At 38.7% G+C, this 22,644-nt stretch carries 19 protein-coding genes and 3 pseudogenes; 13 read left to right on the top strand and 9 right to left on the bottom strand.

What is annotated here, in order from left to right:
• Positions 1-155 precede the first annotated feature (155 nt).
• Together H0184_RS25495 and H0184_RS25490 are read left to right on the top strand one after the other, a co-directional pair.
• Complete coding sequence (locus H0184_RS25495; protein ID WP_221830158.1) at positions 156-629, top strand: hypothetical protein; 474 nt, start codon at positions 156-158, stop codon at positions 627-629.
• 142 nt (positions 630-771) lie between these two features.
• Positions 772-1,686, top strand: a complete 915-nt coding sequence (locus H0184_RS25490; protein ID WP_221830156.1) for a VOC family protein — start codon at positions 772-774, stop codon at positions 1,684-1,686.
• Positions 1,687-1,819: 133 nt separating this feature from the next.
• Here the strand turns inward: H0184_RS25490 and H0184_RS25485 are convergent, their stop codons facing one another.
• The 5 genes and pseudogenes from H0184_RS25485 to H0184_RS25470 form a co-directional block, all read right to left on the bottom strand.
• Positions 1,820-2,605: an ABC transporter permease gene (locus H0184_RS25485; RefSeq protein WP_221830154.1), complete on the bottom strand. Its 786-nt coding sequence runs from the start codon at positions 2,603-2,605 to the stop codon at positions 1,820-1,822.
• 3 nt (positions 2,606-2,608) lie between these two features.
• A complete protein-coding gene (locus tag H0184_RS25480; RefSeq protein WP_221830126.1) occupies positions 2,609-3,400 on the bottom strand; it encodes an ABC transporter permease in 792 nt (263 codons plus the stop codon).
• Positions 3,397-3,516: pseudogene (locus tag H0184_RS28135) on the bottom strand (daunorubicin ABC transporter ATP-binding protein); the annotation flags it as partial. The pseudogene H0184_RS28135 and the gene H0184_RS25480, both read right to left, overlap by 4 nt.
• Before the next feature lie 146 nt (positions 3,517-3,662).
• Positions 3,663-4,395 (bottom strand): annotated as a pseudogene (locus H0184_RS25475) (ABC transporter ATP-binding protein); the annotation flags it as partial.
• Between the two features lie 217 nt (positions 4,396-4,612).
• Complete coding sequence (locus H0184_RS25470) at positions 4,613-5,845, bottom strand: endo-1,4-beta-xylanase (RefSeq protein ID WP_221830116.1); 1,233 nt, start codon at positions 5,843-5,845, stop codon at positions 4,613-4,615.
• 301 nt (positions 5,846-6,146) lie between these two features.
• Between H0184_RS25470 and H0184_RS25465 the strand changes: the two genes are divergently transcribed.
• Positions 6,147-8,180 carry a YhgE/Pip domain-containing protein gene (locus tag H0184_RS25465; RefSeq protein WP_221830114.1) on the top strand — a complete coding sequence of 678 codons (2,034 nt, stop codon included), beginning with the start codon at positions 6,147-6,149 and terminating at the stop codon, positions 8,178-8,180.
• 77 nt (positions 8,181-8,257) lie between these two features.
• Here the strand turns inward: H0184_RS25465 and H0184_RS25460 are convergent, their stop codons facing one another.
• Positions 8,258-8,689: a GNAT family N-acetyltransferase gene (locus H0184_RS25460; protein WP_221830112.1), complete on the bottom strand. Its 432-nt coding sequence runs from the start codon at positions 8,687-8,689 to the stop codon at positions 8,258-8,260.
• 110 nt (positions 8,690-8,799) lie between these two features.
• Here H0184_RS25460 and H0184_RS25455 point away from each other — a divergent pair, with 110 nt between their 5' ends.
• The 5 genes and pseudogenes from H0184_RS25455 (at position 8,800) to H0184_RS25435 (ending at position 13,156) form a co-directional block, all read left to right on the top strand.
• Positions 8,800-9,252, top strand: coding sequence for a MarR family winged helix-turn-helix transcriptional regulator (locus tag H0184_RS25455; protein WP_221830110.1), 453 nt, complete (start codon positions 8,800-8,802; stop codon positions 9,250-9,252).
• A 24-nt stretch (positions 9,253-9,276) separates the two neighbouring features.
• A complete protein-coding gene (gene paiA / locus H0184_RS25450; protein WP_221830108.1) occupies positions 9,277-9,795 on the top strand; it encodes a spermidine/spermine N(1)-acetyltransferase in 519 nt (172 codons plus the stop codon).
• 140 nt (positions 9,796-9,935) lie between these two features.
• Positions 9,936-10,808 carry an AraC family transcriptional regulator gene (locus H0184_RS25445; protein ID WP_260631791.1) on the top strand — a complete coding sequence of 291 codons (873 nt, stop codon included), beginning with the start codon at positions 9,936-9,938 and terminating at the stop codon, positions 10,806-10,808.
• Positions 10,809-10,948: 140 nt separating this feature from the next.
• Positions 10,949-12,310, top strand: a pseudogene (gene melA / locus H0184_RS25440) (alpha-galactosidase); the annotation flags it as partial.
• 63 nt (positions 12,311-12,373) lie between these two features.
• Positions 12,374-13,156, top strand: a complete 783-nt coding sequence (locus tag H0184_RS25435) for a phytanoyl-CoA dioxygenase family protein (protein WP_221830103.1) — start codon at positions 12,374-12,376, stop codon at positions 13,154-13,156.
• Positions 13,157-13,216: 60 nt separating this feature from the next.
• Here H0184_RS25435 and H0184_RS25430 read toward each other — a convergent pair whose 3' ends face one another.
• Positions 13,217-13,627, bottom strand: a complete 411-nt coding sequence (locus H0184_RS25430) for a MerR family transcriptional regulator (protein ID WP_221830101.1) — start codon at positions 13,625-13,627, stop codon at positions 13,217-13,219.
• Between the two features lie 617 nt (positions 13,628-14,244).
• On the opposite strand from H0184_RS25430, the gene H0184_RS25425 reads away from it, so the two are divergent.
• The 3 genes from H0184_RS25425 to H0184_RS25415 all read left to right on the top strand — a co-directional run bounded on the left by H0184_RS25425 (position 14,245) and on the right by H0184_RS25415 (position 18,269).
• Positions 14,245-15,480 carry an IS110 family RNA-guided transposase gene (locus tag H0184_RS25425; RefSeq protein ID WP_221830099.1) on the top strand — a complete coding sequence of 412 codons (1,236 nt, stop codon included), beginning with the start codon at positions 14,245-14,247 and terminating at the stop codon, positions 15,478-15,480.
• 423 nt (positions 15,481-15,903) lie between these two features.
• Positions 15,904-16,944, top strand: a complete 1,041-nt coding sequence (locus H0184_RS25420; RefSeq protein WP_221830097.1) for an NAD(P)-dependent alcohol dehydrogenase — start codon at positions 15,904-15,906, stop codon at positions 16,942-16,944.
• Between the two features lie 710 nt (positions 16,945-17,654).
• On the top strand, positions 17,655-18,269 hold the full coding sequence (locus H0184_RS25415) for a nitrite reductase (protein ID WP_221830095.1): 615 nt from the start codon (positions 17,655-17,657) through the stop codon (positions 18,267-18,269).
• A gap of 214 nt (positions 18,270-18,483) precedes the next feature.
• Here H0184_RS25415 and H0184_RS25410 read toward each other — a convergent pair whose 3' ends face one another.
• The gene (locus tag H0184_RS25410) at positions 18,484-19,497 is read right to left on the bottom strand and encodes a DUF3231 family protein (protein WP_221830093.1); all 1,014 of its coding nucleotides are present in this window, start codon (positions 19,495-19,497) and stop codon (positions 18,484-18,486) included.
• A gap of 412 nt (positions 19,498-19,909) precedes the next feature.
• The gene (locus tag H0184_RS25405; RefSeq protein WP_221830084.1) at positions 19,910-20,719 is read right to left on the bottom strand and encodes a helix-turn-helix domain-containing protein; all 810 of its coding nucleotides are present in this window, start codon (positions 20,717-20,719) and stop codon (positions 19,910-19,912) included.
• A 197-nt stretch (positions 20,720-20,916) separates the two neighbouring features.
• Here H0184_RS25405 and H0184_RS25400 point away from each other — a divergent pair, with 197 nt between their 5' ends.
• Together H0184_RS25400 and H0184_RS25395 are read left to right on the top strand one after the other, a co-directional pair.
• Positions 20,917-21,726 carry a phytanoyl-CoA dioxygenase family protein gene (locus H0184_RS25400; RefSeq protein ID WP_221830082.1) on the top strand — a complete coding sequence of 270 codons (810 nt, stop codon included), beginning with the start codon at positions 20,917-20,919 and terminating at the stop codon, positions 21,724-21,726.
• Between the two features lie 40 nt (positions 21,727-21,766).
• A complete protein-coding gene (locus H0184_RS25395; RefSeq protein ID WP_260631790.1) occupies positions 21,767-22,588 on the top strand; it encodes a sugar phosphate isomerase/epimerase family protein in 822 nt (273 codons plus the stop codon).
• Positions 22,589-22,644: the final 56 nt, after the last annotated feature.

The raw sequence follows: 22,644 nt of genomic DNA, 5'->3' as shown, positions 1-22,644 counted from the left end.
TAAGGAGCTAGTTTCGTTCATGATAACTTATAGCTGCTCTTAAGGTTCCTCTATAAACAATAGCCGGAAATTCTCTGCCTATGAATTCTCAACCCTACAAGAAAATCAACAATGAATAATAACAGAGCCATATATAAAAGAAACTGGGTGGATAAATGGAATTTATGAAGTATGAAGGTGAATGGTATGTTTGGGCAGTATTGTTAATCACTATCCTCATTGTACTTTTCATGCCTAAAAAAAACTTAACATGGGCAGGATTATTTATTACTATTCTTTTTGCTGGAGGATTGACTTGGATCGGGGATACCATTGTTGGTTCGATATTTGATTTATTCACCTTAGCAAAAAAACAAACAATAGAGCTTAGTGATTCCTTATTAATTAGTTTTGTACCTTCAGGAATTGCGGCTATCTATATTAATTTTTATAAACCAGAGAAGGCCTGGGTTTTGGCTTTTATTTTTACTTTTTTATGTTTCTCCTTAGAATTAGGTTTAGTTAAGGTTGGGTACATGATAAATCACGACTGGAATACATGGTATGGAATACCAGTTTATTTTATAGCATTCAGATTCTTCTTTCCCTGGTATTCAAAATTACTTTTAAGGAAACTAGTCAACATTTAATGTTGGCTTTTTTGAGTGGAGATAAGAAACGATTAGAAATTACAAACGAAATGGTAAAATAAATTTGAATGATACCTCATACTGGAATTTTGGTCATAACCATGTTGTCTAAAAATGATGAGAAATGAAAGGAGTAATAACTATGTCAAAAATAAATCAAAAAATTGTTCCGCATTTATGGTATGACAAGGAGGCAAAAGAAGCAGCACAATTTTACGCTTCCATATTCCCGGACTCGAAAATTACGGATGTAACCACGATCCATGACACACCTTCAGGCGACTCCGATATCGTCTTCTTTGAGCTTTGGGGGCAAAAGTTTATGGCAATCAGTGCAGGACCATATTTCAAAATCAATCCATCGGTGTCCTTCATCGTTAATTTTGACCCATCTCGAGAAAAAGACGCGAGTGAAAAAATAAATGAGGTTTGGAACAAATTGTCCGAAGGTGGCACAGCGTTAATGCCACTTGATAAATATCCGTTCAGCGAGAAGTTTGGCTGGATCCAGGATAAATATGGATTGTCCTGGCAATTAATGCTTACCAATCCAGAAGGAGAAGAGCGGCCTGCGATTGTGCCATCACTTTTGTTTGTCGGAGAGCAATGCGGCAACTCAGAAGAGGCGATTAATTTTTATTTATCAATATTTAAGAACGGAAAGCAGGGAAATATCACCCGCTACCCTAATGGCATGGAACCTGATAAAGAAGGAACCATCATGTTCGCTGATTTTAGCATAGAAAATCAGTGGTTTGCCGCAATGGATAGCGCGCACGAGCATAAATTCAGTTTTAGCGAGGCCATCTCTTTTATGGTGTATTGTGACACACAAGAAGAGATTGACTACTACTGGGATAGGCTTTCTGCAGTTCCTGAAGCTGAGCAATGCGGCTGGCTGAAAGATAAATTTGGCATATCATGGCAGATTGTGCCAAGTGAGATGGACGAGATGATGAGTAAGGGCACACCGGAGCAACTTGAGCGCCTGACGATAGCATTTCTTAAAATGAAGAAATTTGATCTTGTGGAATTACAGAATGCATATAAGGGATAATGAGAAATACTCCCTAGAATATACGGATTTTTAAAAAAATAGCCCTAAGAAAGCTGTGAGGGCTTCTTAGGGCTTCAGATAGTCTTTTAGAGTTGGCATATGAATTCAATCGTTTTTTTTATTAATACAAATGTTAATTCCCAGCCCCGCGATATCTCTTGACTCCCGCATTCCACAGCAAAATCGCAATCCCGAAGAACAGGAGTCCCATGACAGGTGTGAAGAAGGCATAGCCATACCATTCTTCACGATTTAGAAAATAGGAAGCTGGATAAACGCCAACAAAGGCGAAAGGTAAAATCCACGTTAGCACAAATTGAATCACCTTATTGTAAATGTTAATAGGATAGCGGCCGTAATTGCTGATATTATACATCATAGGCATAATATCGGTACGGCTGTCTGACCAGAATCCAATCGTTGCAATCGAAATAAAGATCCCGGCATAAATCAAAGCCCCGCCAATTACCATGAGAATAAAGATCAAAATATCGTACCAAACAAAGGTTAGTTCTAGGTTTGCCATGGCATAACCCATTACTAATAACCCGGTAATGGCGCCGAATAAAGACTCCAGCTCGATTCGCTCCAATATGATTTGGAAAAGACTGTGAACCGGACGTGTTAAGATACGGTCCATTTCGCCTTTGACAATATAGCGTTCATTAAAGTCCCATATGTTAAAAAAGGACGAAAATATCGCATAAGGAACAAGGAAAAATCCATAAATAAAAATAATTTCATCTCGGTTCCAGCCGCCTAAAAAGGCTGTATGACGGAATACAATTAATATAAAAATTAAATTGACACCCTGAGATAATAGGTCAGAAAGGATTTCAATCACCATATCAACACGATAGGTGAGCCTTGTTTTTAAATATTGAGAGGCATATTGAAAGAACAATGATAGATAAAACATTGGTCAGCCTCCTTGCACAATTAAGTGTTTTTTTGCTAACGACCATAAAAGCCGAATTGGAATAAGTAAAATGATTACCCAGACTATTTGTGTGAGCAAAGCATGATAAATCTCTTGACCAACAAAGCCTTCTGTGAAAATCATACTAGGAACATAGCTGATTGCTTGAAAAGGCAAATAGGACATCACTGTTTGTGCCCATTCTGGATAAAATGAAATCGGAAGAAGTAAACCTGAGAACAAATCGATTACAACACGTTTTGCCCGAATCAACCCTGTGTTATTAAATAAAAAGAACGTCATAATACCCGTTAATAGGTTGATATGCGTATTAACAATAAAGCTAAATACCAGCGAGATAAAGAAAAATAACCACGTGGTTACACTAGCATCAAAGCGAACTGGAAATATTAAGGTAACAATAATCATACCTGGGACAGAGAAAAACAATAAACGAAAAATGCCTTCTCCAAGTGCCTGCATCGTTTTCATTCCTAAATAGTTATAAGGGCGTATCATTTCAATCGCGACTTTGCCGTCTTTTATTTCAGCAGCAATTTCACGATCAATATTGTTATAATAAAACGCGCGTGCCATCCAGGCGACTGCCACATAGGTGGTCATTTGAGCCACTGACAATCCTTGAATCTCTTCTTTCCCGCCATAAATGGCTGACCATAAAAAATAGTATGCTCCAATATTAATGCTGTAAATTAGAATCCCGCTATAATAGTTTGTCCGGTAGGCGAGCATCATTAAAAAACGAACCCGAATCATTTCTAAATACATACTCATGTGAGGGCCATACCTTCTTCATAAATCTTCCGGACTATTTCTTCCGTAGAAACCTCATTAATTCGAACATTTTTAATTGGATTCTTTTGGACGACATCACTTATTAATCGAGAGACCATTTGTTCATCTCCATTGATATACCCGAGCCATGTGGTCGCATCCTTTTGTTCCCATTGAATATTTTCGACACGAGGCAGGGAGCTGCGAGAGACCTCTGACAAAAATTCAAATTCGATTTGTTTTCCTTCCACCGCATGCTCTTGAAGCTGATCCAGCCTGCCGTCATAAATAATTTTTCCTTCATCTAATAACACCACTCGTTCACAAAGGGCTTCAATATCGGTTAAGTCATGTGTTGTCAAGAGAATCGTGGTTTTATATTGCTCGTTAATTTCCTGTAGAAACTTCCGGATTTTTAATTTCACCAATACATCTAGCCCAATCGTTGGCTCGTCCAAAAAAAGGAGTGGTGGATTGTGAACGAGTGCGGCGGCTAATTCACAGCGCATCCGTTGTCCGAGTGACAGTTTTCGTACTGGTTTATCTAGTAAAGGACCGATTTCTAACGTCTCAATCACATGGCCCATATGATGGTTATAGTCTTCATCTGAAACTCGGTATACCTTTTTTAATAATCGGAATGACTCTTGAACAGCTATATCCCACCACAGCTGTGAACGCTGACCGAACACCACGCCAATCGTTCGCACAAATTCTTCCCTCTGCTTATGGGGATTCATCCCGTTTACCATGATGGAACCGGATGTAGGCGTTAAAATGCCGGTTAACATCTTAATCGTCGTTGATTTACCAGCACCGTTTTCTCCAATATAACCGACCATTTCGCCTTGTTTAACGGTTAAGGAAATATTATCAACTGCTGCATGGATTTTATAATTTCTTGTAAATAAATCTCGAAACGCTCCAGCTAAACCCGGCCGGCTTGTATAAGAATTAAATTCTTTCCGTAAATTTTGAACTTCGATTACATTCATTTCGTTTCCTCCTAGGAGTTAAAAAAGAAAAACATGATATTGAAAACGTCTTACCAATCTTAAATAATAACGTGAGCTAGTTTTTCATGCAAGTAAGGTGCACTTCTAACTATTATTCACCATGAACACAATGCTTAGCATTAAACCAGAGGATATATAAAAGATAAAGCTTCCGGCCAGAAATTGACCGGAAGCTTTACCTTTTTTAAGACATAAATTAAATGGTGATTTGTACAATTTCAGTATCTTTATCTAAATTAAAGCTTACTTTCTTTTCTCCACAAACAAGATCATATTCACCAAGGAACCCTTCAAAGGAAAGAATTCCGTTTTGATCACTCTTACCTTTCACATTTGTAGCCCAGTCACCTTTAATCAGTTTCTTTAATACTTCATAAGATGGTTTTAGGCTATTATCTTTTCTAACAAATCCAGCAGGAGCACCAAGCCATGCACCATCATCACTGAAGGACCACGTGGTAATGGCTTCTACCTGAGGATGTTTAAACAGGATCGAATACATTTCCTCTACTTCTCTTGCCTGACGCTCTTCGAATTCAGGTGTAGATGGCCATTCAGCAATCTGATAATCATTTAGGTCTTCAATTTCAGCCGGCATAAGATGTCCGGATGTCAATGTGTTTTCTGTAAAATGCAGAGGGAGACCGAAGTGGGAGAATCGGTCAAGAACTTCTTCTAATTTCTCACGACCCCAATATCCCTGATGCTGATGAGATTGAATACCAATTGCATCAATGGAAATTCCAGCCTGCAGGCAGCCCTCAATTAAGATTTCATAGTTAATAGAAGTATTAAAGTCATTTAATAATAGTGTTGCTCCAGGATTGAATTCACGAGTTTTTGCAAACATTTCTTTAATTATCCCAACACGGCCAAGATCTTTAGATATTCTGGTAATACCATTGTCATATTTATCAAAGATTGGCATAATCACCACTTCGTTGATTACATCCCACATATCGATTAATCCTTTGAAATCTGTTACATCACGTTCAATTCGATCAAACTGTGCTTTCAGTATTTCTTCATTACTCAATTCCAGAAGCCATGGAGCTGTTACGGTGTGCCAGCAAAGAGGATGTCCTTTTACGGTTACATTTCTTTCTTTTAACCATTGAGCTGTAACCTTTAATTCGTTCGTTCGTGGTTTTCCTTTTTCAGGCTCGAATGTTCCCCAATAGAAAGGCAGTGTTGCAGAGTTAAATACATCTAAGAACTTTTCTAGTTTGTTTTCCTGAAATGCAAGTCTGTCTGCTGGTACATTTTTGTTCGCTACCTCGATTGCATCAAAAATACCGCAGCCAAATAGAAACTTATGTTTTGTCAGGTTTAGCGCTACTTCCTTTCCTGCAACTGGATATCCTTCTGCATCGACAAGTTTGATGGTCTTGCTCGTCCTTCGGTGTGCAAATTCATTTGTGTGTACCATTTATACTACCTCCATTTTCATACCGTATTTCACAGTTCTATAAAAAGAAAACGTTTTCGTGGTTCAACCGTAAGTCTACCAAACTTTGTATTTTCGGTAAACAAACCATCGTATCCATCTATAGTTTTTAAAGTAAGTAGTTTAATAATTATGGTAGTTATCGATTTAATAGCCAAAATCTAATAAAATGTGTTTACCTCATAACAAAATTGACTTACAGGGTGCAGCCTGTTTTGGGATAAAATCACCATTTTTTACAACAATAGAAATAGTATGTTGTGAAATGGGTGTGTTTTGTTAAATGAGAAATATATGGAGTATCTATAAGACTGATTGGAAAAATATCTTCAGTGTTCTAACAGTCGCCTTATTGGTGGTTGGACTTATGCTGCTTCCTTCCGCTTATGCATGGTTTAACATCAAGTCGATGTGGGATCCTTACGGGAATACTTCAGGCATCTTTGTTGCAGTTGCCAATGAAGATGAAGGCGCTGTAGTTCGTTTAACCAAGCAGAAGATCGATGTTGGAGAAGAAATGATAAAAGCTTTAAGTAAGAATAAAAAGCTTGGGTGGGTGTTTGTCGACCAGAAAAATGCCATTCGAGGTGTAAAACATGGAGATTATTATGCCTACCTTATTATTCCAAAAGATTTTTCTAAGAAAATCACAAGTATTTTAGAAGAAAATCCAGAAAGGCCGCAAATCGTTTTTGGTGTAAATGAAAAAATTAATGCCGTTGCTCCTAAAATTGCTGCCACTGGTGCTACAGGTGTAACCGCCCAAATTAGTGAAGCTTTTATCAAAACAGTTGGAGATGCGATTTTCTCGGCATTTTACAAAGCAGGAGTTGAACTTGAAAAAGATTTACCCTCCATTTTTTCTGTGGAAAACCAAATCCTTGAGCTGGAAAAGGCACTCCCGCAAATTGAAGAAATGGGGCGTAAAGCGATTGAATTGGAAGGAAAATTACCAGAAATTCATGAGAAAGTACAACAAATTATAGCCCTGGAACAGAGGATCCCTGAACTTGAACAGGTGGGAGAGAGTATCCTAAAAGTGGAGGCAAGTCTGCCACTAGTCAAGGATGCCGGGGATCAAGTGTTAGTTATGCAGGAAAGGCTCATTGACATATCTAGAACCACTGACATCATCAATGAAATTGTGACTCATCTCACCGAAATAGAAACACAATTAAAACAAGCAATGGATAGCGTCAATGAGGCGAATCAATTAGGTACAACAACCAATCCGGAGCATCTAACTCCGTTAAACAATGAATTACAGAACATTCAAGGAATCATCGAAATTAACCGGAGAGATTTACAGCAGAAGGTAGATCAGGTTACGGATGGGATTAACTCATCAGCTGATTTTGTAACAGATGTAATGCCCACGGTTGAACAAAAAATTCATAAAGCTGCTGATTTTGTACGGAACGACATGCCAAAAGTGGAGTCCGATATTCGTGAAGCTGCAGATCTTGTTCGTACCAAGCTTCCAGCGGCAGAACAAGCAATCCATAAGGCAGCTGATTTTGCCAGAAATGATTTGCCGGGATTCGTTGAAAAAGTAAAGAATGCATCAGATCGACTCAGACAGTTTAAGGGCAGTGTCAATATTTACGAGTTGATTGAATACTTAAAGCATGATCCGAATAAGGAAAGCAGTTTCTTAGCAAAACCGATTGAGTTAAAAACCGAGCGGATTTTCCCCATTCCAAATTACGGTTCAGCCATGACCCCCTTTTATACCATGCTGGCACTTTGGGTAGGCGGCACGCTACTGGTGTCTTCACTGCGAGTGGATGTTGAAGGCGCGGAAAGTAATTTTAAGCATTACCAAATTTATTTTGGAAGGCTATTAACGTTTTTGACCATTAGCATTCTACAAGCGGTTATTGTATCGATAGGAGATTTGTATATAATTCAAGCGTACGTCACGGACAAACTATGGTTTGTGCTATTTAGTATTTATATTAGCATTATTTTTACCATTATTATTTATACGCTTTGTTCGGTGTTTGGCAATATTGGAAAAGGGTTATCTATCATACTGTTAGTTCTGCAAATATCCAGTTCAGGTGCAACCTTTCCGGTGAGCTTAACGCCTTCCTTCTTTCAAGCATTGCACCCGTTCATGCCATTCACCTATGCTGTCAGCATATTGCGTGAAACGGTGGGCGGCATGATTCAGGCTGTCGTGATAAGAGACAGCCTATATCTTCTCATTTTTGTCGGCATTAGCTTCCTTTTGGCACTAGCTCTCAAACGTCCGTTGGGAGGGTGGATTCACCGTACTGCTGAAAGAGCTAAATCAACCAAAATTGTCCCATGAACCACCTTTATTAAAAATACCCCGTATATGATAGGAAAGTTTCTACACTTACGGGGTATATAAGAAAATCAACGACACTACAATTCTTTCTTCATTAATAAATGCGGAATTCCATCCTCTATAAAAACACTTGATGAAGTCTGATAACCTAGTTTTTTATAAAAGCCTTCTGCCTGTGTTTGACCGTGTAATTTGACCATCTTAGCCCCTCGTTCCTTTGCAATCTCCTCTAGTGAAGTAATAATTACTTTACCAAGCCCAAATTTCCGGTATGGTTCAAGAATACAAATTCTCTCCAATTTTCCAAACTCATCAACCCATCTAATCCGTCCCGTTCCAACAGGTTGTTCTTCGAAATAGACTAAGAGATGTTCACATTGACCATTCAGGTTGTCAAACTCGTCAAATTCATCCTCTATGGGAACACCTTGTTCCTCAACAAATACCGCTTTTCTTATGTCAAATGCCTTCCTTAAATCTTCTTCAAGCATTATTCTTTTTGCCTTCATATTTTTCCATCCTTTTTATTTATTATTGTATTTACAACAATATTAGGTTAGATTAAATTTATAATAAATATATTGTAAATGCAACAAAAAACTTCGTGTAAGGAGAAAATATGAGGGAAATTTTACGAGAAATTGGAATGATAGCGAGGGCATTGGATTCGATTAGTAATATTGAATTTAAAGAATTGGAGCTTACGAAAGGGCAGTATTTGTACCTTGTACGAATATGTGAAAACCCCGGAATCATTCAAGAAAAGGCAGCAGAAATAATTAAAGTAGACCGAACAACAGCAGCACGTGCTATCCAAAAACTTGAAATGAATGGCTTTATTGAAAAGAAAGACGATCAACATAACAAAAAAATTAAAAAACTCTTTCCAACTGAGAAAGGGAAAACTGTTTATCCGATTATAAAAAGAGAACATGATTATTCCAATTCTGTTGCATTAGAGGGATTTTCCGATAATGAAGTAGAAACAATTTTCGACCTTCTACAGAGAGTTAGAAAAAATGTTGAAAAAGACTGGGAATTTGTAAAAAAGGGAAACAAGAGAAATTATTGATTAGATAAAGGAGAGCTCATTTTTATGAATATAAATATAAAACCGTGTACCATCGACGACATACTCGTACTTCAAACCATTAGTTATGAAACATTTAATGATACTTTTAAGTATCAGAATTCACCAGAAAATATGAATGCTTATTTGGAGAAAGCATTTAACGTTAAACAACTAGAAAAAGAATTATCGACTGTCTCTTCGCAATTCTTTTTTGTTTATTTTAATCATGAAGTGGCTGGATATCTAAAGGTGAATACCCAGGATTCGCAGTCTGAAAATATAGGTGAGGATTCACTTGAAATCGAAAGGATTTATATAAGGACCAAATTCCAAAAACTAGGTCTTGGTAAATATCTTATTAATAAGGCAATAGAAATAGCAAAGGAACAGGAAAAAAATAAAATCTGGCTTGGTGTTTGGGAGAAAAACGAGAATGCCATTGCTTTTTACAAGAAGTTAGGATTTGTGCAGGCTGGTAGTCACTCCTTTTTTATGGGGGATGAAGAACAAATAGACTTTATCATGAATAAATCACTTGTCTAAAAGAAATGGCTGCATAAAGACTAGTTTTAAGTAGGATTTCACCAATTTATATCGAATACTCTCCCAGAATGATATTTTTTCATGCACTTAGACATACGTTTTTGAGAAGAAAGATTTCATGATGGGGGAGGTAAAAATGCTTGAATACATACAGCCTTTATTCTAGTGAATTACTTCATGATAAATATTATCCAAAGGTTATTAAATATTATTTTAAACAATGGAAGGGTTTTGATATGCCGTTTCATTCTCACAATGAGATTGAGATTATGTATGTGATTGAGGGCAAATGTGTGGTCGAAACCGCTAAAGAAGCAGTAACCATGAAAAAAGGAGATTTAATTTTACTTGATTCGAACATTGAGCATCGTTTGGCAGTAGCTAAGGAGAATCCTTGTAGAATGTTAAATTTAGAGTTTTTTTTTACAAACAAAGACAACGCGGGTTTTTCACCATCTTTCAATGAAATTGTTAGATCGAATAGGATGTTGTCTCAGTTCCTTTCAAAAGCGTATCCTTATATTTTGTTAAAAGATTCAAGCGACATTTACCATATCCTAAAAAGTCTTGTACTCGAGTTAGACGAGAGGAGTTTAGAAAATAAGGTGATGATTCAACTCTTATTCTCTCAATTATTTATTAAAATTGGCAGATTATCGGTTGAATACGAGAATCAGAACTCTTATCAAATAAATTTATATATCAAACAAATCCTATCGTATCTTCACCAAAATTATGACTGTGAAATTCAGGTGAAGGATATTGCAAATGTAGTTAATCTGCATCCTGTATACCTGCATCGAATATTTAGGGCGGAAATGGGAAATACGGTGATGGAATACCTAACTTCCTTGCGTATCAAAAAAGCTAAAATGCTGCTGGCTCACACGGAAATACCTATAACTGAGATATCTGAATACGTGGGCATAAATAGTTCTCAGTATTTTAGTACCCTCTTTAAAAAGCACACTGGTAAGACTCCCATTGATTATCGAAACACACTAAACAAATAATTTTCAATAGAAAGATTACACAAGTTAGTATTTTAAACAACGATTTTTTTAGGAGGTTACAATATTGATAACGCCTTCATTGCGGTGCTTGGTAAGATAAAAATGTTAATCTACCAATATCTGCAAAGGGGAGTGACACATTGACATTTAAAATCGCTTTTATTGGGGCAGGCAGTATTGGATTTACAAGAGGGTTATTAAGGGATATTTTGTCTGTTTCAGAATTCCATAACATTGAGGTAGCATTTACTGATATCAACCCAAAAAACTTAGATATGGTTACAAAGATATGTCAACGAGATATTGATGAAAACAACCTGAATATAAAAATTCAATCGACAGTCAATCGCAGGGAAGCATTTAAAAATGCGAAATATATCTTTTCGGTGGTACGCGTTGGCGGATTAGAGGCATTTCAAACTGATATCGACATTCCTTTAAAATATGGAATAGACCAATGTGTAGGAGATACACTTTGTGCTGGTGGAATTATGTACGGACAGCGTGGAATAGCTGAAATGCTTACTATCTGTAAAGATATTCGTGAAGTCGCAGACCCTGAATGTTTGTTGCTCAATTATGCTAACCCGATGGCAATGATTACTTGGGCCTGTAATAAATATGGTGGTGTCAAGACGATTGGACTTTGTCATGGCGTTCAAGGGGGACACCGACAAATTGCTGAAGTGCTTGGTCTGGAGAAACATGAAGTTGATATTATCTGTGCTGGTATCAACCATCAAACATGGTATATCCAAGTAAAGCACAATGGTGAAGATTTGACAGACAAGCTTCTCCATGCATTTGAAAATCATCATGAGTTAAGTAAAACAGAAAAAGTACGCATTGATATGCTTAAGCGTTTTGGCTATTACAGCACTGAATCAAATGGTCATTTAAGTGAATATGTCCCATGGTACCGAAAGCGGCCAGAAGAAATTAACGATTGGATTGATCTTGGCAGCTGGATAAATGGCGAGACTGGCGGATATTTAAGAGTTTGTAGGGAAGGAAGAAATTGGTTTGAGACGAATTTTCCAAACTGGATAAAAGAACCTGTTTTCGAATATAAAGAAGAAAATCGTGGTGAGGAACACGGATCCTATATTCTAGAAGCTCTAGAAACAGGAAGAGTGTACCGAGGGCACTTTAATGTCTTTAACAATGGAATTATTTCGAATCTTCCTGATGACTGCGTTATCGAGGCCCCTGGATATGTTGATCGAAATGGTATTAGTATGCCGCTTGTAGGAGAGCTGCCGCTAGGCTGTGCGGCAGTTTGTAATGCTAGTATTACAGTTCAACGCCTTTCAGTGGAAGCGGCAGTTCATGGAGACGATCAACTCTTACGTCAAGCAATGATGATGGATCCTTTAGTAGGAGCAGTATGTAATCCAAAAGAAATTGATCAGCTCGTAGATGAGATGCTAGTAGCACAGGAACAATGGTTACCACAATATAAGAAAGCAATCCAAAAAGCGAAAAAGCGTCCTTCCGCAGGTGGAAGTCAGAATTTAATGATAAACCTATAAGGGATTAGAGTATAAAGGAAGGCAGGGGGAAATATGATCCAAAAAAATGATGTGGAATTTTACAAAGAAGAAGGGTATTTATTAGTTAAAGGTGTGTTTAATATGCAAGAAGTCGCAGCGATGAGAGAAAGTATTGACAAGATCATTCGACGAGCGGCAGAAGCAAAAAGGGATGACAATGCCGCGTGGGACGGTGATTATTTACCAAAGGAACAACTAAGAAAACTCGTTTTGAAGGGATTTCATAACGTACATTATCATGATTCTGTCTTCTTAAATGCGCTGGCTCATACGAATATGGTTTCTGTATTGAATAAATTGATAGGACCTAATGTACAGCTTCATCATTCAAAAATGCTAGTCAAGCCGCCTGAAAAAGGTGCTGCTTTCCCAATGCATCAAGATTACCCTTACTTTCCTCATGAAAAACACAGCATGTTGGCAGCAAGTGTCCATTTAGACGAAAGCAATGAGGAAAACGGCTGTCTGCGTCTCATCCCTAAGTCACACAAACAAGGTGTCCTTGCGCATGTAGGGAGACACTATTTGAATCACAAGGAATATCCTATTTCTAGTGGAACAGCTTGTCCAGCTGAACCTGGTGATGTTTTATTTTTCAATTATTTAACGATTCACGGTTCGGATGTAAACAAGAGTGAACGAAATCGCAGAAATGTTTTATTTCAATATCGTGATGCATCGGATTTCCCTGTAGAAGAAACACATTTTGATTGGGGAATGGGACTAATGGTTAGTGGTGAAAATCCTCATTTTGAAAAGGTGACACCAAAGTATACGATTCTGCAGCAAGCTTAATTATCAACTTGAAACCACCTGTCTTTCATATACACATTTATGAAGACAGGTGGTTTTTTGTTAATGATTAATCTCTATTTTATTGTTTTTATGAATATCTTCCGTGCCCGCATCCAGAGCAGTTTTGTAATAGGAGCATTTATGATCGATGATTGACATTGTTTTTTTTAGTTCTTCCATCTGTGCTTCTACCGTAGCTTTTCGTTCCAAAAACATGTCATATCTTTGTTGTAATGTGGAATCCCCGTCTGAACACCAATCAATGAAGTTTTTAATTTCCTTAATAGGCATCCCTGTGGATTTAAGACATTCAATTATTTTTAAAGCGTCGATATCGGATTTTTTAAATAAGCGTGTTCCGCTGGCTGTACGTTCTACAAAAGGCATAAGTCCCTCTTTGTCGTAGTAACGCAGGGTATAAACTGTTAGATTTAATTCATTTGCGACTTCGCTGATAGAATATGTCTTCATTCTAACTCTCCTCGTATATTAGTAGTAAGAGCTCTTCCTAGAAGAATTTCCAGTTGGTCCGGATCCTCTAAAATTCACTCTAGACTCCTATAGGTTTTAAAGGTTAGCCTCTCGGCTTCCCCATCAATAAAATTGTTTTTGTTTTACCCCTTGTTTCACCCACATGATGGGGAAGTCGAGGTAAATATTCAAATGATTATTAATAGATTTATGTGTTGTTCATTTTTTGCAGGGGGATGATTCCCTACTGCCTCTTTGGAATACCCTTAATTAAATATTGAGAAACGGCGGAGAATGGAGGAGGCTCCAGCGCATGACTCCGTCATTTTTTTATAGCGTTTCAGTCCTGCCCATGGGACAATAGGAACCGACAAGTTCGTATCAGGATATAGCTTCCTCTCCTTGCGGACACTTCGGTGTACTGCTTAATAAGCCTGCTACCCATGGTTCATTGTTGAAGGTCTAACCACTGGTTGCGCCGTTGTAAAAGAAGTGAGTGTAGCGCTCGTTATGGACTTCTTTTCTTTGAGTGCTGATGACGAGGCAGACTCAATGATTCCCATGGGCACCCAGGTCTGAAACGCACTTGATTAACTCACAAATTGGAGGTGATTGGTATGTCACAAATGCTTGTTGGTGTAGACGTAAGTTTAAAGTCTCATCATGTCCATTTCATGTATGAGGATGGTTCATCACTCGCCGACTTTTCTGTTCCCAATGATCAAAACGGGGCCGAAACCCTGGTCAAAAGAATGCTGGAAACAGCGGAAAAAAGTCGGGTCGAACAACTAAAAATAGGTATGGAAGCCACGGATTTATACAGTTGGCACCTTGCCCATTATCTTCAAGATCAACTAAAAGGCTATGAACCCCGGTTCCAGTCTTTTATTTACGTTCTGAATGCTAGAAAAGTCGCTCGTTTTAAGAAAGGCTATGATTCATTAGTCAAAAACGATCGCATTGATGCCTGGGTCATCGCTGACCACCTGAGATTTGGTCGACTACTAATTCAAATGAAGGATGCGATACAATATGAAGCCTTACAACGATTAACACGTACAAGGTTTCATTTCATGAAAGAAATCGCACGGAATAAAACCTATTTCCTTAACCAACTCTTTTTAAAATTCAGTGGACTAAGACAAGATAATCCCTTTTCGGATACATTTGGGACAACCAGTCTGGCTGTTATGGAAGAATTGGAGCCGGAATCGATTGCCGAAATGAGTATTGAGGAACTCGTTGAGTTCTTACAAGATAAAGGGAAAAATCGTTTTGATAAGCCCGAAGAAATAGCGGTATATCTTCAAAAGCTGGCACGATCTTCTTACCGATTAAACAAGGTGATGCAAGATCCGGTCAATATCTCTTTATCTGTTACCTTAAGCACGATTCAACATATCGAATCACAGGTAAAGCGATTAGACAAAGAGATTGCGAAATTGATGAAAGGTATAACACAAACCCTAACCTCTGTAAAAGGAATTGGGGATGTATATGCAGCTGGATTAATCGCTGAAATTGGCGATATAAAACGATTTAAAGACCACCATGCCTTAGCAAAATACGCTGGTCTTGTATGGAGCCAAAATCAATCTGGCGAATACGAATCAGAGGAAACGATGAGATTGAGAACCGGAAATAAGTATTTACGGTATTACCTCATTCAAGCTGCCGATAAGATTCGAAAGTATGACTCAGAATACAAAGCTTTTTACACAAAAAAGTATAACGAAGTTCCTAAGCATAAACACAAACGCGCACTCGTCTTAACCGCAAGAAAATTGGTACGGTTGGTGTACTCGCTACTACGCACCAATCAATTGTATACACCACCGGAAAGGAGAAATTAAGATTTACTCTTTCACATCCTTTCAAGCACCAAGCTTCGTTTGAAATTGGAAATAAAATCCAGTTAAAATGACGAGGTTTATTTGATTTACCCTTTTTTTGTTCATTTTCGGCTTTGTACCAAAATAATTTCCAATTGTTTATTTTTTTGTGCTTGACATATTACCACTGGGCTTTTCATTATGACAGATGGGATTCGGAATCCCGTCTATGAATTTAGTGGATTTTATCACGGTAATTGCTGAAATGTCAAAGTCACCTAATAGTATAGTAGAGATCATCTCTGATTAAAAAATATAAATTTATCACTTGACCTAGAGTTAACTATAAGGTTTAACATTGTTTTTGCAAGAGAAAGAAGCTGGATAAAATTTACCCAGTACATACTTTTTATCTTAAAAATAATAAATTATTGGAGGTTTCTTATGATAACTGCAAAAGCACGAGCTGTCGACGGTCCGGACAAATCGTTTCGAGCTGCTGAAATTCAGCGACGCGATCTTGATTTACACGATGTTCTAATTGAAATTAAATATGCAGGAATATGTCATTCTGACATTCATACCGCTCACGGTGAGTGGGGTCCAGTAAATTATCCGCTCGTACCTGGACATGAGATTGCGGGAATAGTCACAGAAGTAGGGGCTGAGGTTACAAAGTACAAGGTTGGTGACCGAGTAGGTGTTGGTTGTATGGTAGACTCCTGCGGCGAATGTGAGAACTGTCGTAAAGGCGAAGAACAATACTGTCTTAAAGGAAATGTTCCTACTTACGCTGGTGTTGATAAATACGGCGAGCCAACTCAAGGCGGCTATTCAACTCATATTGTCGTAACAGAAGACTTTGTTGTGAGAATACCGGATAACATTGAGCTTGACGCAGCCGCACCATTACTATGTGCTGGTATTACCACCTATTCTCCATTAAACCATTGGGGAGCGGGACCAGGTAAGAAGGTGGCAGTTGTTGGGATGGGCGGTCTTGGGCATATGGCTGTAAAGATTGCACACGCCATGGGTGCAGAAGTTTCAGTTCTGTCACAAACGTTGAATAAGAAGGAAGATGGCTTGCAATTCGGTGCCAGCGACTACTATGCCACAAACAACCCTGAAACATTTGAAAAACTTGCCGGTACTTTTGATCTTATCATTAACACGGTAAGTGCAAAAATCGATATTAGTGCGTACCTTTCCCTGTTAGCGCTGGATGGAACTCTAGTAAATGTTGGTGCGCCTGCAGAGCCATTGTCGTTAAATGTGTTCTCGCTCATCGGTCATCGCCGTTCCTTCGCGGGTTCAATGATTGGAGGCATCCGTGAGACTCAGGAAATGTTGAATTTCTGTGCGGAACATAACATTACTCCTAAGATTGAAGTGATTTCGGCCAATCAAATTGACGAAGCCTATAACCGCGTATTAGCTTCAGATGTGAAGTATCGTTTCGTAATTGATATCAGCACAATGTAAGCTGCGTAAATTAAAAGAATTAATGGTATTTTTAAAAGGTGTCCCAAAAGCCTAGCTTTTGAGACACCTTTTTTGTCTTTTTATAGCAGTTTGGCTCTGAAAGTGATATTTATATTAAAATGTTGAATGAGGAAATGTGTTTTAATAATGGTTATAAGACTTTCTTGAATTACTCAACAACATAAGAAAAATTCAAGGAAAAGGATATTTAATGTTTGAAAGGAAGGTTATGAACTTGTCTTTATGGAGAAAAATTCTTATATGGAATTCAAGTCTGCTAACATTGTCCATTATTAATATCATTTTAGCTATAATGCATATTAAACAGCTGGATATAGGAATGGAAGCTTATACTAACAGTTTATTAAGTCCCATTATTATTTTCGTTTTCGCCATATTAGGTCTTATGCATCTAGTAAACTTAATTGTTGTCATTTCAGTGTTTATAAAAAAGGCCTGGAAAGTTTTGTTATTTTCAGTTGGAATAGGTTTCATTTTAATTATATTATATTTTGTTCCTATGTTAGTTGACGGACCTGCATTTGTTGTATAATGTTCTAATACAATTAAATATACCCCCTAGCAGTATATACGAACATACCCTAAAAAAGGAAGACATATAGCTCAAGAGGTATAAGGCAGTATTTTTGTAGTTGGTAAAATGTTTAAAAACCTGCTTAATAGAATTTTAGAAAGTGAGGAAAGCTTGTATGGTGAACGATGTCAAAAAAATTAAGTATGCCATAAATGGGGGAATCGGGTTTGGCGCCAAATTAAATGCAAAACAACTTGTGATGATATCAAAATATATGGATGAAGAGGAGGAAATTGAATTAACCACATTCCAGCAGCTTTATATTGAAATTCCAGAAGATAAGGAAGGCGATATCATAGAAGAATTTCAACGTGTGGGATTGGAATGTTATCCAGTTGGAAACTTCGTAAAAAGTTTGAGAACATGTAATTTTTGCAAAGGGGAAGAAGAGGAAGGTATGCCGGTGGCAAAAGAGTTAAATCAGCGTATCGCAGGAAAAGCCGTGCCATTTACCCTAAAGGTAGCTTATACAGGCTGTCCTGTAGGCTGCGGTGAACCCATGTTGAGCGACATAGGTGTAATGAAAATAGGAGAACGTTACAATTTATATGTTGGAGGAAAGGCAAAAGGGAAAGACGCAGAGGTTGGTTCCTTGCTAATGGAGAATCTAGCGCCAGAAGAATTGTACAATAAAGTAGAAAAAGTCATTGCTGTATATGCGCAAATGGCTAAAAGACGAGAAACATTCTTTAAATTTTTCAAGCGGATAGGGAAAAGTACCATTAATTGATTAATAGTTAATTTTATTTATTATTTGAGCAAAAAAACAGACGGAAATGTTATTTTTCCGTCTGCTTTTAACTTAAAATAAGAGGTTTCAACGTCCCAGGTACAAAGACATTAGAAGAGCAAAAACAGTGGAGAAAGTTGTTATCTTCTTGTATGTTCAATAAATACTTTTATGTGAGAAATCTTTATAGTTCTTCAACTAAGGGGGACCTAAATTACTTCTTATTGGCTAATTTTTCGCGGTCATCAGCTAACGGAGGCTGTTCCAACCAACCGTATTTTATCAATAGTTGTGCCCCATCCTCTGCAAATAACCCCATTTCAGCCATAAATCTAGTGTATTCAATCGCTAAATCTCTCCTTTGAGTAACCGATAAACCAGCACCATAATATCCAATTGCTGATGAAACTAATGTGACAATATGAAATAACATCAATTTATCTGAAAAAGGGGAAACGGTGGAATTCGTTACTTCAGAAACCCATGATTTTGGGGAAGATAAGTCTTCCTTTGTTAACATATTGCTAAAAGAACCAAAATGGTTTTTACAAATATTTTTTCCTCGGTCGAAATACTTTTGAATTTCTTTTGTTTGGCATACTTGTCCAAAGCCCAATTCTAAAACAGTTTTCGCTACATCTTTTTTCATGTTAAAACTCATTCCACTAATTTCAATCGCGTTTAAAGGTCGTTTCTTTCCAAACCATCCTGTTAAATAACGTTGACTATCTACGAAATCAACTTGACTTGGTGTATTAATTCTTGAAGGCCTGCTGTATAGCCCTTTCGTAAGCATGACAGATATAATGCGTTTATGTAATTCCATTGTTTGATTGTTGCATTTTATAAAGTAGTCTATTTGGTCTTCTCTACATGAGGTTGCAACTGCTCCTGCATACCCGGTTAATCCAAGTAATGTCATAACGTGCATATAATCTATCATAAATGCATCAGTAAATAGTGGAGGGGCATTTAAATTAACGTCTTCTTCTATTGAAAATCCCTTTGGTATAGGGAAATTTTCTGTACTAAAAAATTCTGTAATTTTAACGATATGGGATTCTGCAAGACTAAGGGCAAATTGAAGAATTTCTTTAATATCTTGGTCTTTTGCCTTTTCGATTGAATGAGTAAGAATACATATTGATAAGGAATCGTTCATGTATTGAGTCCATAGATTTGCTATTTCTGCTGATGTTAGTTCCAGGGGATGGCTAATTTCTGTCATAAAATTTCCTCCAAAAAGTTTTGCAGGTTGAGACCTCTTTTACAGTATGTATTGAATTTCCACCTTTATTTAATATGATGTTATTATCAAATTTTTATTTAACAGTATGCTTGATTTTTTTAGGTTTTGGATTTATTAAATAATAAGAAGAGGAACAGCCTAGGGAAGATGATTTGCTTTAATATTGCTGCTAAGTATAAAGGTACCATCCTCTTTGACAGCGAAAAAGGGAAGGGAACGGCCGTTACGATTCGGTTTCCAGCAACATAAGGGGTAAGTAAAGAGAGCTGCAAATATTGCAGCTCATTTTTATTTTAAATGAAGCTTGTGGGTGTGGACTTTACTTGTTTTTAATTAATATACGTAACCCCTATGCATCACCTGAGTTGAAATTTAATTGGGGTTAGGCTATTCACTCTTTGGCCCGGACGTTATGGATGAATTCGCTTGGAGTAAGCCCTATATATTTGCGAAACTGCCGGGTAAAGTGGTTGTAATTTTGAAAGCCCACGTCATGTGCTATTTCTGTTGCATTCCGATTCGTATGTGCAAGAAGCAATGCAGCCTGCTTAATCCTCATGCGGTTAAGTGCCTCCACAATGGATTCACCTGTATTTTCTTTAAATAGATGCGATAGTCTCGAGGCGGAGAGCCCAACACTACGGGCCAGCTCCTCAACTCGAACACTTTCCTGCATCCGCTGGGCGAGCAAAAATAGCGTTTCTTCAATTCGCGGATCAAACCCGCTTGATTGCTGTTTTGCGAGCAGCATCAAGACCTCCCGCAGCGAGCCCAAGCACAGCTCGTGCCAATAAGCACCTTGTTCCCGAGAGTCAGACAAAATTCGCAGAAATGCGTGATAGATTCGCTCCCTCACCGCATGCTGATCAATCTGCCGGTTGGTCAGCGCTTCGAGTGGCAGCAGACTCGCGTCCATTAATCCGCCAGTAAAATGTGCCCATACAAAATGCCAGCTCTTTCCTTTAGGCGTGCCGTAACGATGAGGTGATCCCGGCTTTAACAGGGTAACGTCACCGGCAATTACATGCTCCTCTAAGCCATCTGCCTCGAAATACCCTTCACCGCCTAGCGTATAAGTGATAAGCCAGTCACTCATTCCTGCCGGCCGTACAGTAGAATAGGTGTCGCTTTCGTGGAAATGTCCGGCGATCACAATACCGCTGGCCAATCCATCATAGTTCGAGGGGCTGTCTAATTCCATAATCCTCATCCTTTTTTTATCATTATTTTAATAAGGTTAGTCTAGCTTAACTGACAGAAGCACACAAGGTGTACTAGTGAAGAAATAGCAGAATCGTATGCATTGTTAGCAAGATTAATACTTCTTCTAGTCTATATTTCATCCTTATAATGAAGGTGTGATAAATATCACTTCAGTAGAATTAGGGGGGCGAAGACATGGTGTATAATCATCGAGTGTTAACGCATGAGCAAAAGCGAAAGTTTGAAACGGAAGGGTATTTAATCGTTAAAGGATTGTTTGTGGAGGAGCACTTGGCGGAGATTGACAAAACTTTTGAGGATATTAGTAATAAGGTGATTCCAGGGTATTTTGAGCCAGATTTGCAAAAGGAAACAACAGATCCGCTAAAGCGTTATCCAAGAGTTATGCATCCACACCGCTTTAATGAAACTGCTAAACGATATATGCTGCATAAACCGGTCATGGATGTGCTGGCTGATTTGTATGAGGAGGAACCATTGGCGGCACAAAGCATGTTCTATTACAAGCCCCCGGGTGCACGTGGACAGGCGCTTCATCAGGATAACTTTTACTTAAAGGTCGAGCCAGGCAACTGCATTGCTGCTTGGACGGCAATTGATGCGGCGGATGAGGAGAACGGCGGGCTGCTAGTAGTTCCAAAGACAAATACGTATGAAATTGTATGTCCTGATGAATCCGATTCCAAGGAGTCGTTCACTACACACTATGTGAAGCCACCGAAAGATCAAAAGGCGATTCCGGCCGTACTGGAGAGGGGAGATGTACTCTTTTTCAATGGGAATCTGATTCACGGCTCGTATCGTAATAAGACGAAAGATTGTTTCCGCCGCTCGTTCATTTGCCACTACGCGAACAGTTCGGCTACCCACATTGCCACACATTATCGTCCTCTGTTCCGTGCGGATGGAACACCACTGGAACTAGAAAGTAATCCGGATGGAGGTCCGTGCGGCGTTGAGTATGAAGCCCCGTATTTTCACTAAGCATGAGCCACGGCTCGAGGTCCTAATGTCTTGGTGGGGGATGAACGGACTTGGAGTTGAAAGCGGCGCTGGTAACGAATGGAGTATGGAGGAGAAGGTCCGTTTCATCGCCGAAGCAGGCTACGACGGAATTAATGGGATGCTTGTAGAGGGCAGGGAAGCCGAAAAATGGCACGAGTTGCTGGATAAATACAACCTTTCATATAGCGTAAACGCTTATCCAAAAAGTGCGGAGGAACTGAAGTTGTTTCTTTGTAAGGCAAAATCGTTCGGAAGGGTAGATTTTGTCAATGTACAGGTAATGAGGCCGTTTCTGGTGGGAGAGCAAGCGGTGCAATTGCTTGCGGACATGGAGGAGTTGTCTCGGTCTGCAGGCATCCCGGCTTATATTGAAACACATCGCGGCACAATCACTCAGGATCTGCTCCGCACGGTAGAGTATACAGAGCGCTTGCCTGGGCTTGAGCTGACGGTTGACTTCTCCCATTATGTTGTTGCCGGGGAAATGCGGACGGTATCTGATGAGGCAGAGGAGCTACTCCAGAAGCTACTCCCTCGGACGAAGAGCATACATGCCCGAGTATCGAACGGGGAGCAGGTACAAATAGATATCCCCGTTGGTCGGGATGGTGCCCTTGATAGCGCGTTTGAACAGCCGATGTTAGTACACTTTCAACGTTGGTGGCTTAAAGGGATGCGCAGTTGGCGTCAAACGGCAGAAAAAGAAGATGTGTTTCCTTTTGTTTGCGAGTTGGGGCCGCCGCCTTATGCGATTACAGTTCGCGGGCAAGAGGTTGGCGACCGCTGGACACAGGCACTGCAGTTTGCAAAGATTGCTCGTTCTTTATGGGAACGGGTTTAAAACAAAAGTTACTATTCATTGTTGATGATTGTGAATTAAAAGGCGGAGATTTTCCG

It is taken from the genome of Neobacillus niacini (assembly GCF_019749295.1).
Classification (GTDB): Bacteria; Bacillota; Bacilli; order Bacillales; family Cytobacillaceae; genus Neobacillus; species Neobacillus niacini_D.
This window is presented reverse-complemented; position numbering and strand designations above follow the sequence as displayed.

Coding starts and splice junctions, on each gene's coding strand:
- H0184_RS25415 (WP_221830095.1), top strand. CDS start 17,655: ATGGTGAACGATGTCAAAAAAATTAAGTATGCCATAAATGGGGGAATC.
- H0184_RS25465 (WP_221830114.1), top strand. CDS start 6,147: ATGAGAAATATATGGAGTATCTATAAGACTGATTGGAAAAATATCTTC.
- H0184_RS25480 (WP_221830126.1), bottom strand. CDS start 3,400: ATGAGTATGTATTTAGAAATGATTCGGGTTCGTTTTTTAATGATGCTC.
- H0184_RS25430 (WP_221830101.1), bottom strand. CDS start 13,627: ATGAAGACATATTCTATCAGCGAAGTCGCAAATGAATTAAATCTAACA.
- H0184_RS25495 (WP_221830158.1), top strand. CDS start 156: ATGGAATTTATGAAGTATGAAGGTGAATGGTATGTTTGGGCAGTATTG.
- H0184_RS25420 (WP_221830097.1), top strand. CDS start 15,904: ATGATAACTGCAAAAGCACGAGCTGTCGACGGTCCGGACAAATCGTTT.
- H0184_RS25425 (WP_221830099.1), top strand. CDS start 14,245: ATGTCACAAATGCTTGTTGGTGTAGACGTAAGTTTAAAGTCTCATCAT.
- H0184_RS25405 (WP_221830084.1), bottom strand. CDS start 20,719: ATGGAATTAGACAGCCCCTCGAACTATGATGGATTGGCCAGCGGTATT.
- paiA (WP_221830108.1), top strand. CDS start 9,277: ATGAATATAAATATAAAACCGTGTACCATCGACGACATACTCGTACTT.
- H0184_RS25485 (WP_221830154.1), bottom strand. CDS start 2,605: ATGTTTTATCTATCATTGTTCTTTCAATATGCCTCTCAATATTTAAAA.
- H0184_RS25455 (WP_221830110.1), top strand. CDS start 8,800: ATGAGGGAAATTTTACGAGAAATTGGAATGATAGCGAGGGCATTGGAT.
- H0184_RS25460 (WP_221830112.1), bottom strand. CDS start 8,689: ATGAAGGCAAAAAGAATAATGCTTGAAGAAGATTTAAGGAAGGCATTT.
- H0184_RS25410 (WP_221830093.1), bottom strand. CDS start 19,497: ATGACAGAAATTAGCCATCCCCTGGAACTAACATCAGCAGAAATAGCA.
- H0184_RS25470 (WP_221830116.1), bottom strand. CDS start 5,845: ATGGTACACACAAATGAATTTGCACACCGAAGGACGAGCAAGACCATC.
- H0184_RS25490 (WP_221830156.1), top strand. CDS start 772: ATGTCAAAAATAAATCAAAAAATTGTTCCGCATTTATGGTATGACAAG.
- H0184_RS25435 (WP_221830103.1), top strand. CDS start 12,374: ATGATCCAAAAAAATGATGTGGAATTTTACAAAGAAGAAGGGTATTTA.
- H0184_RS25395 (WP_260631790.1), top strand. CDS start 21,767: ATGAACGGACTTGGAGTTGAAAGCGGCGCTGGTAACGAATGGAGTATG.
- H0184_RS25400 (WP_221830082.1), top strand. CDS start 20,917: ATGGTGTATAATCATCGAGTGTTAACGCATGAGCAAAAGCGAAAGTTT.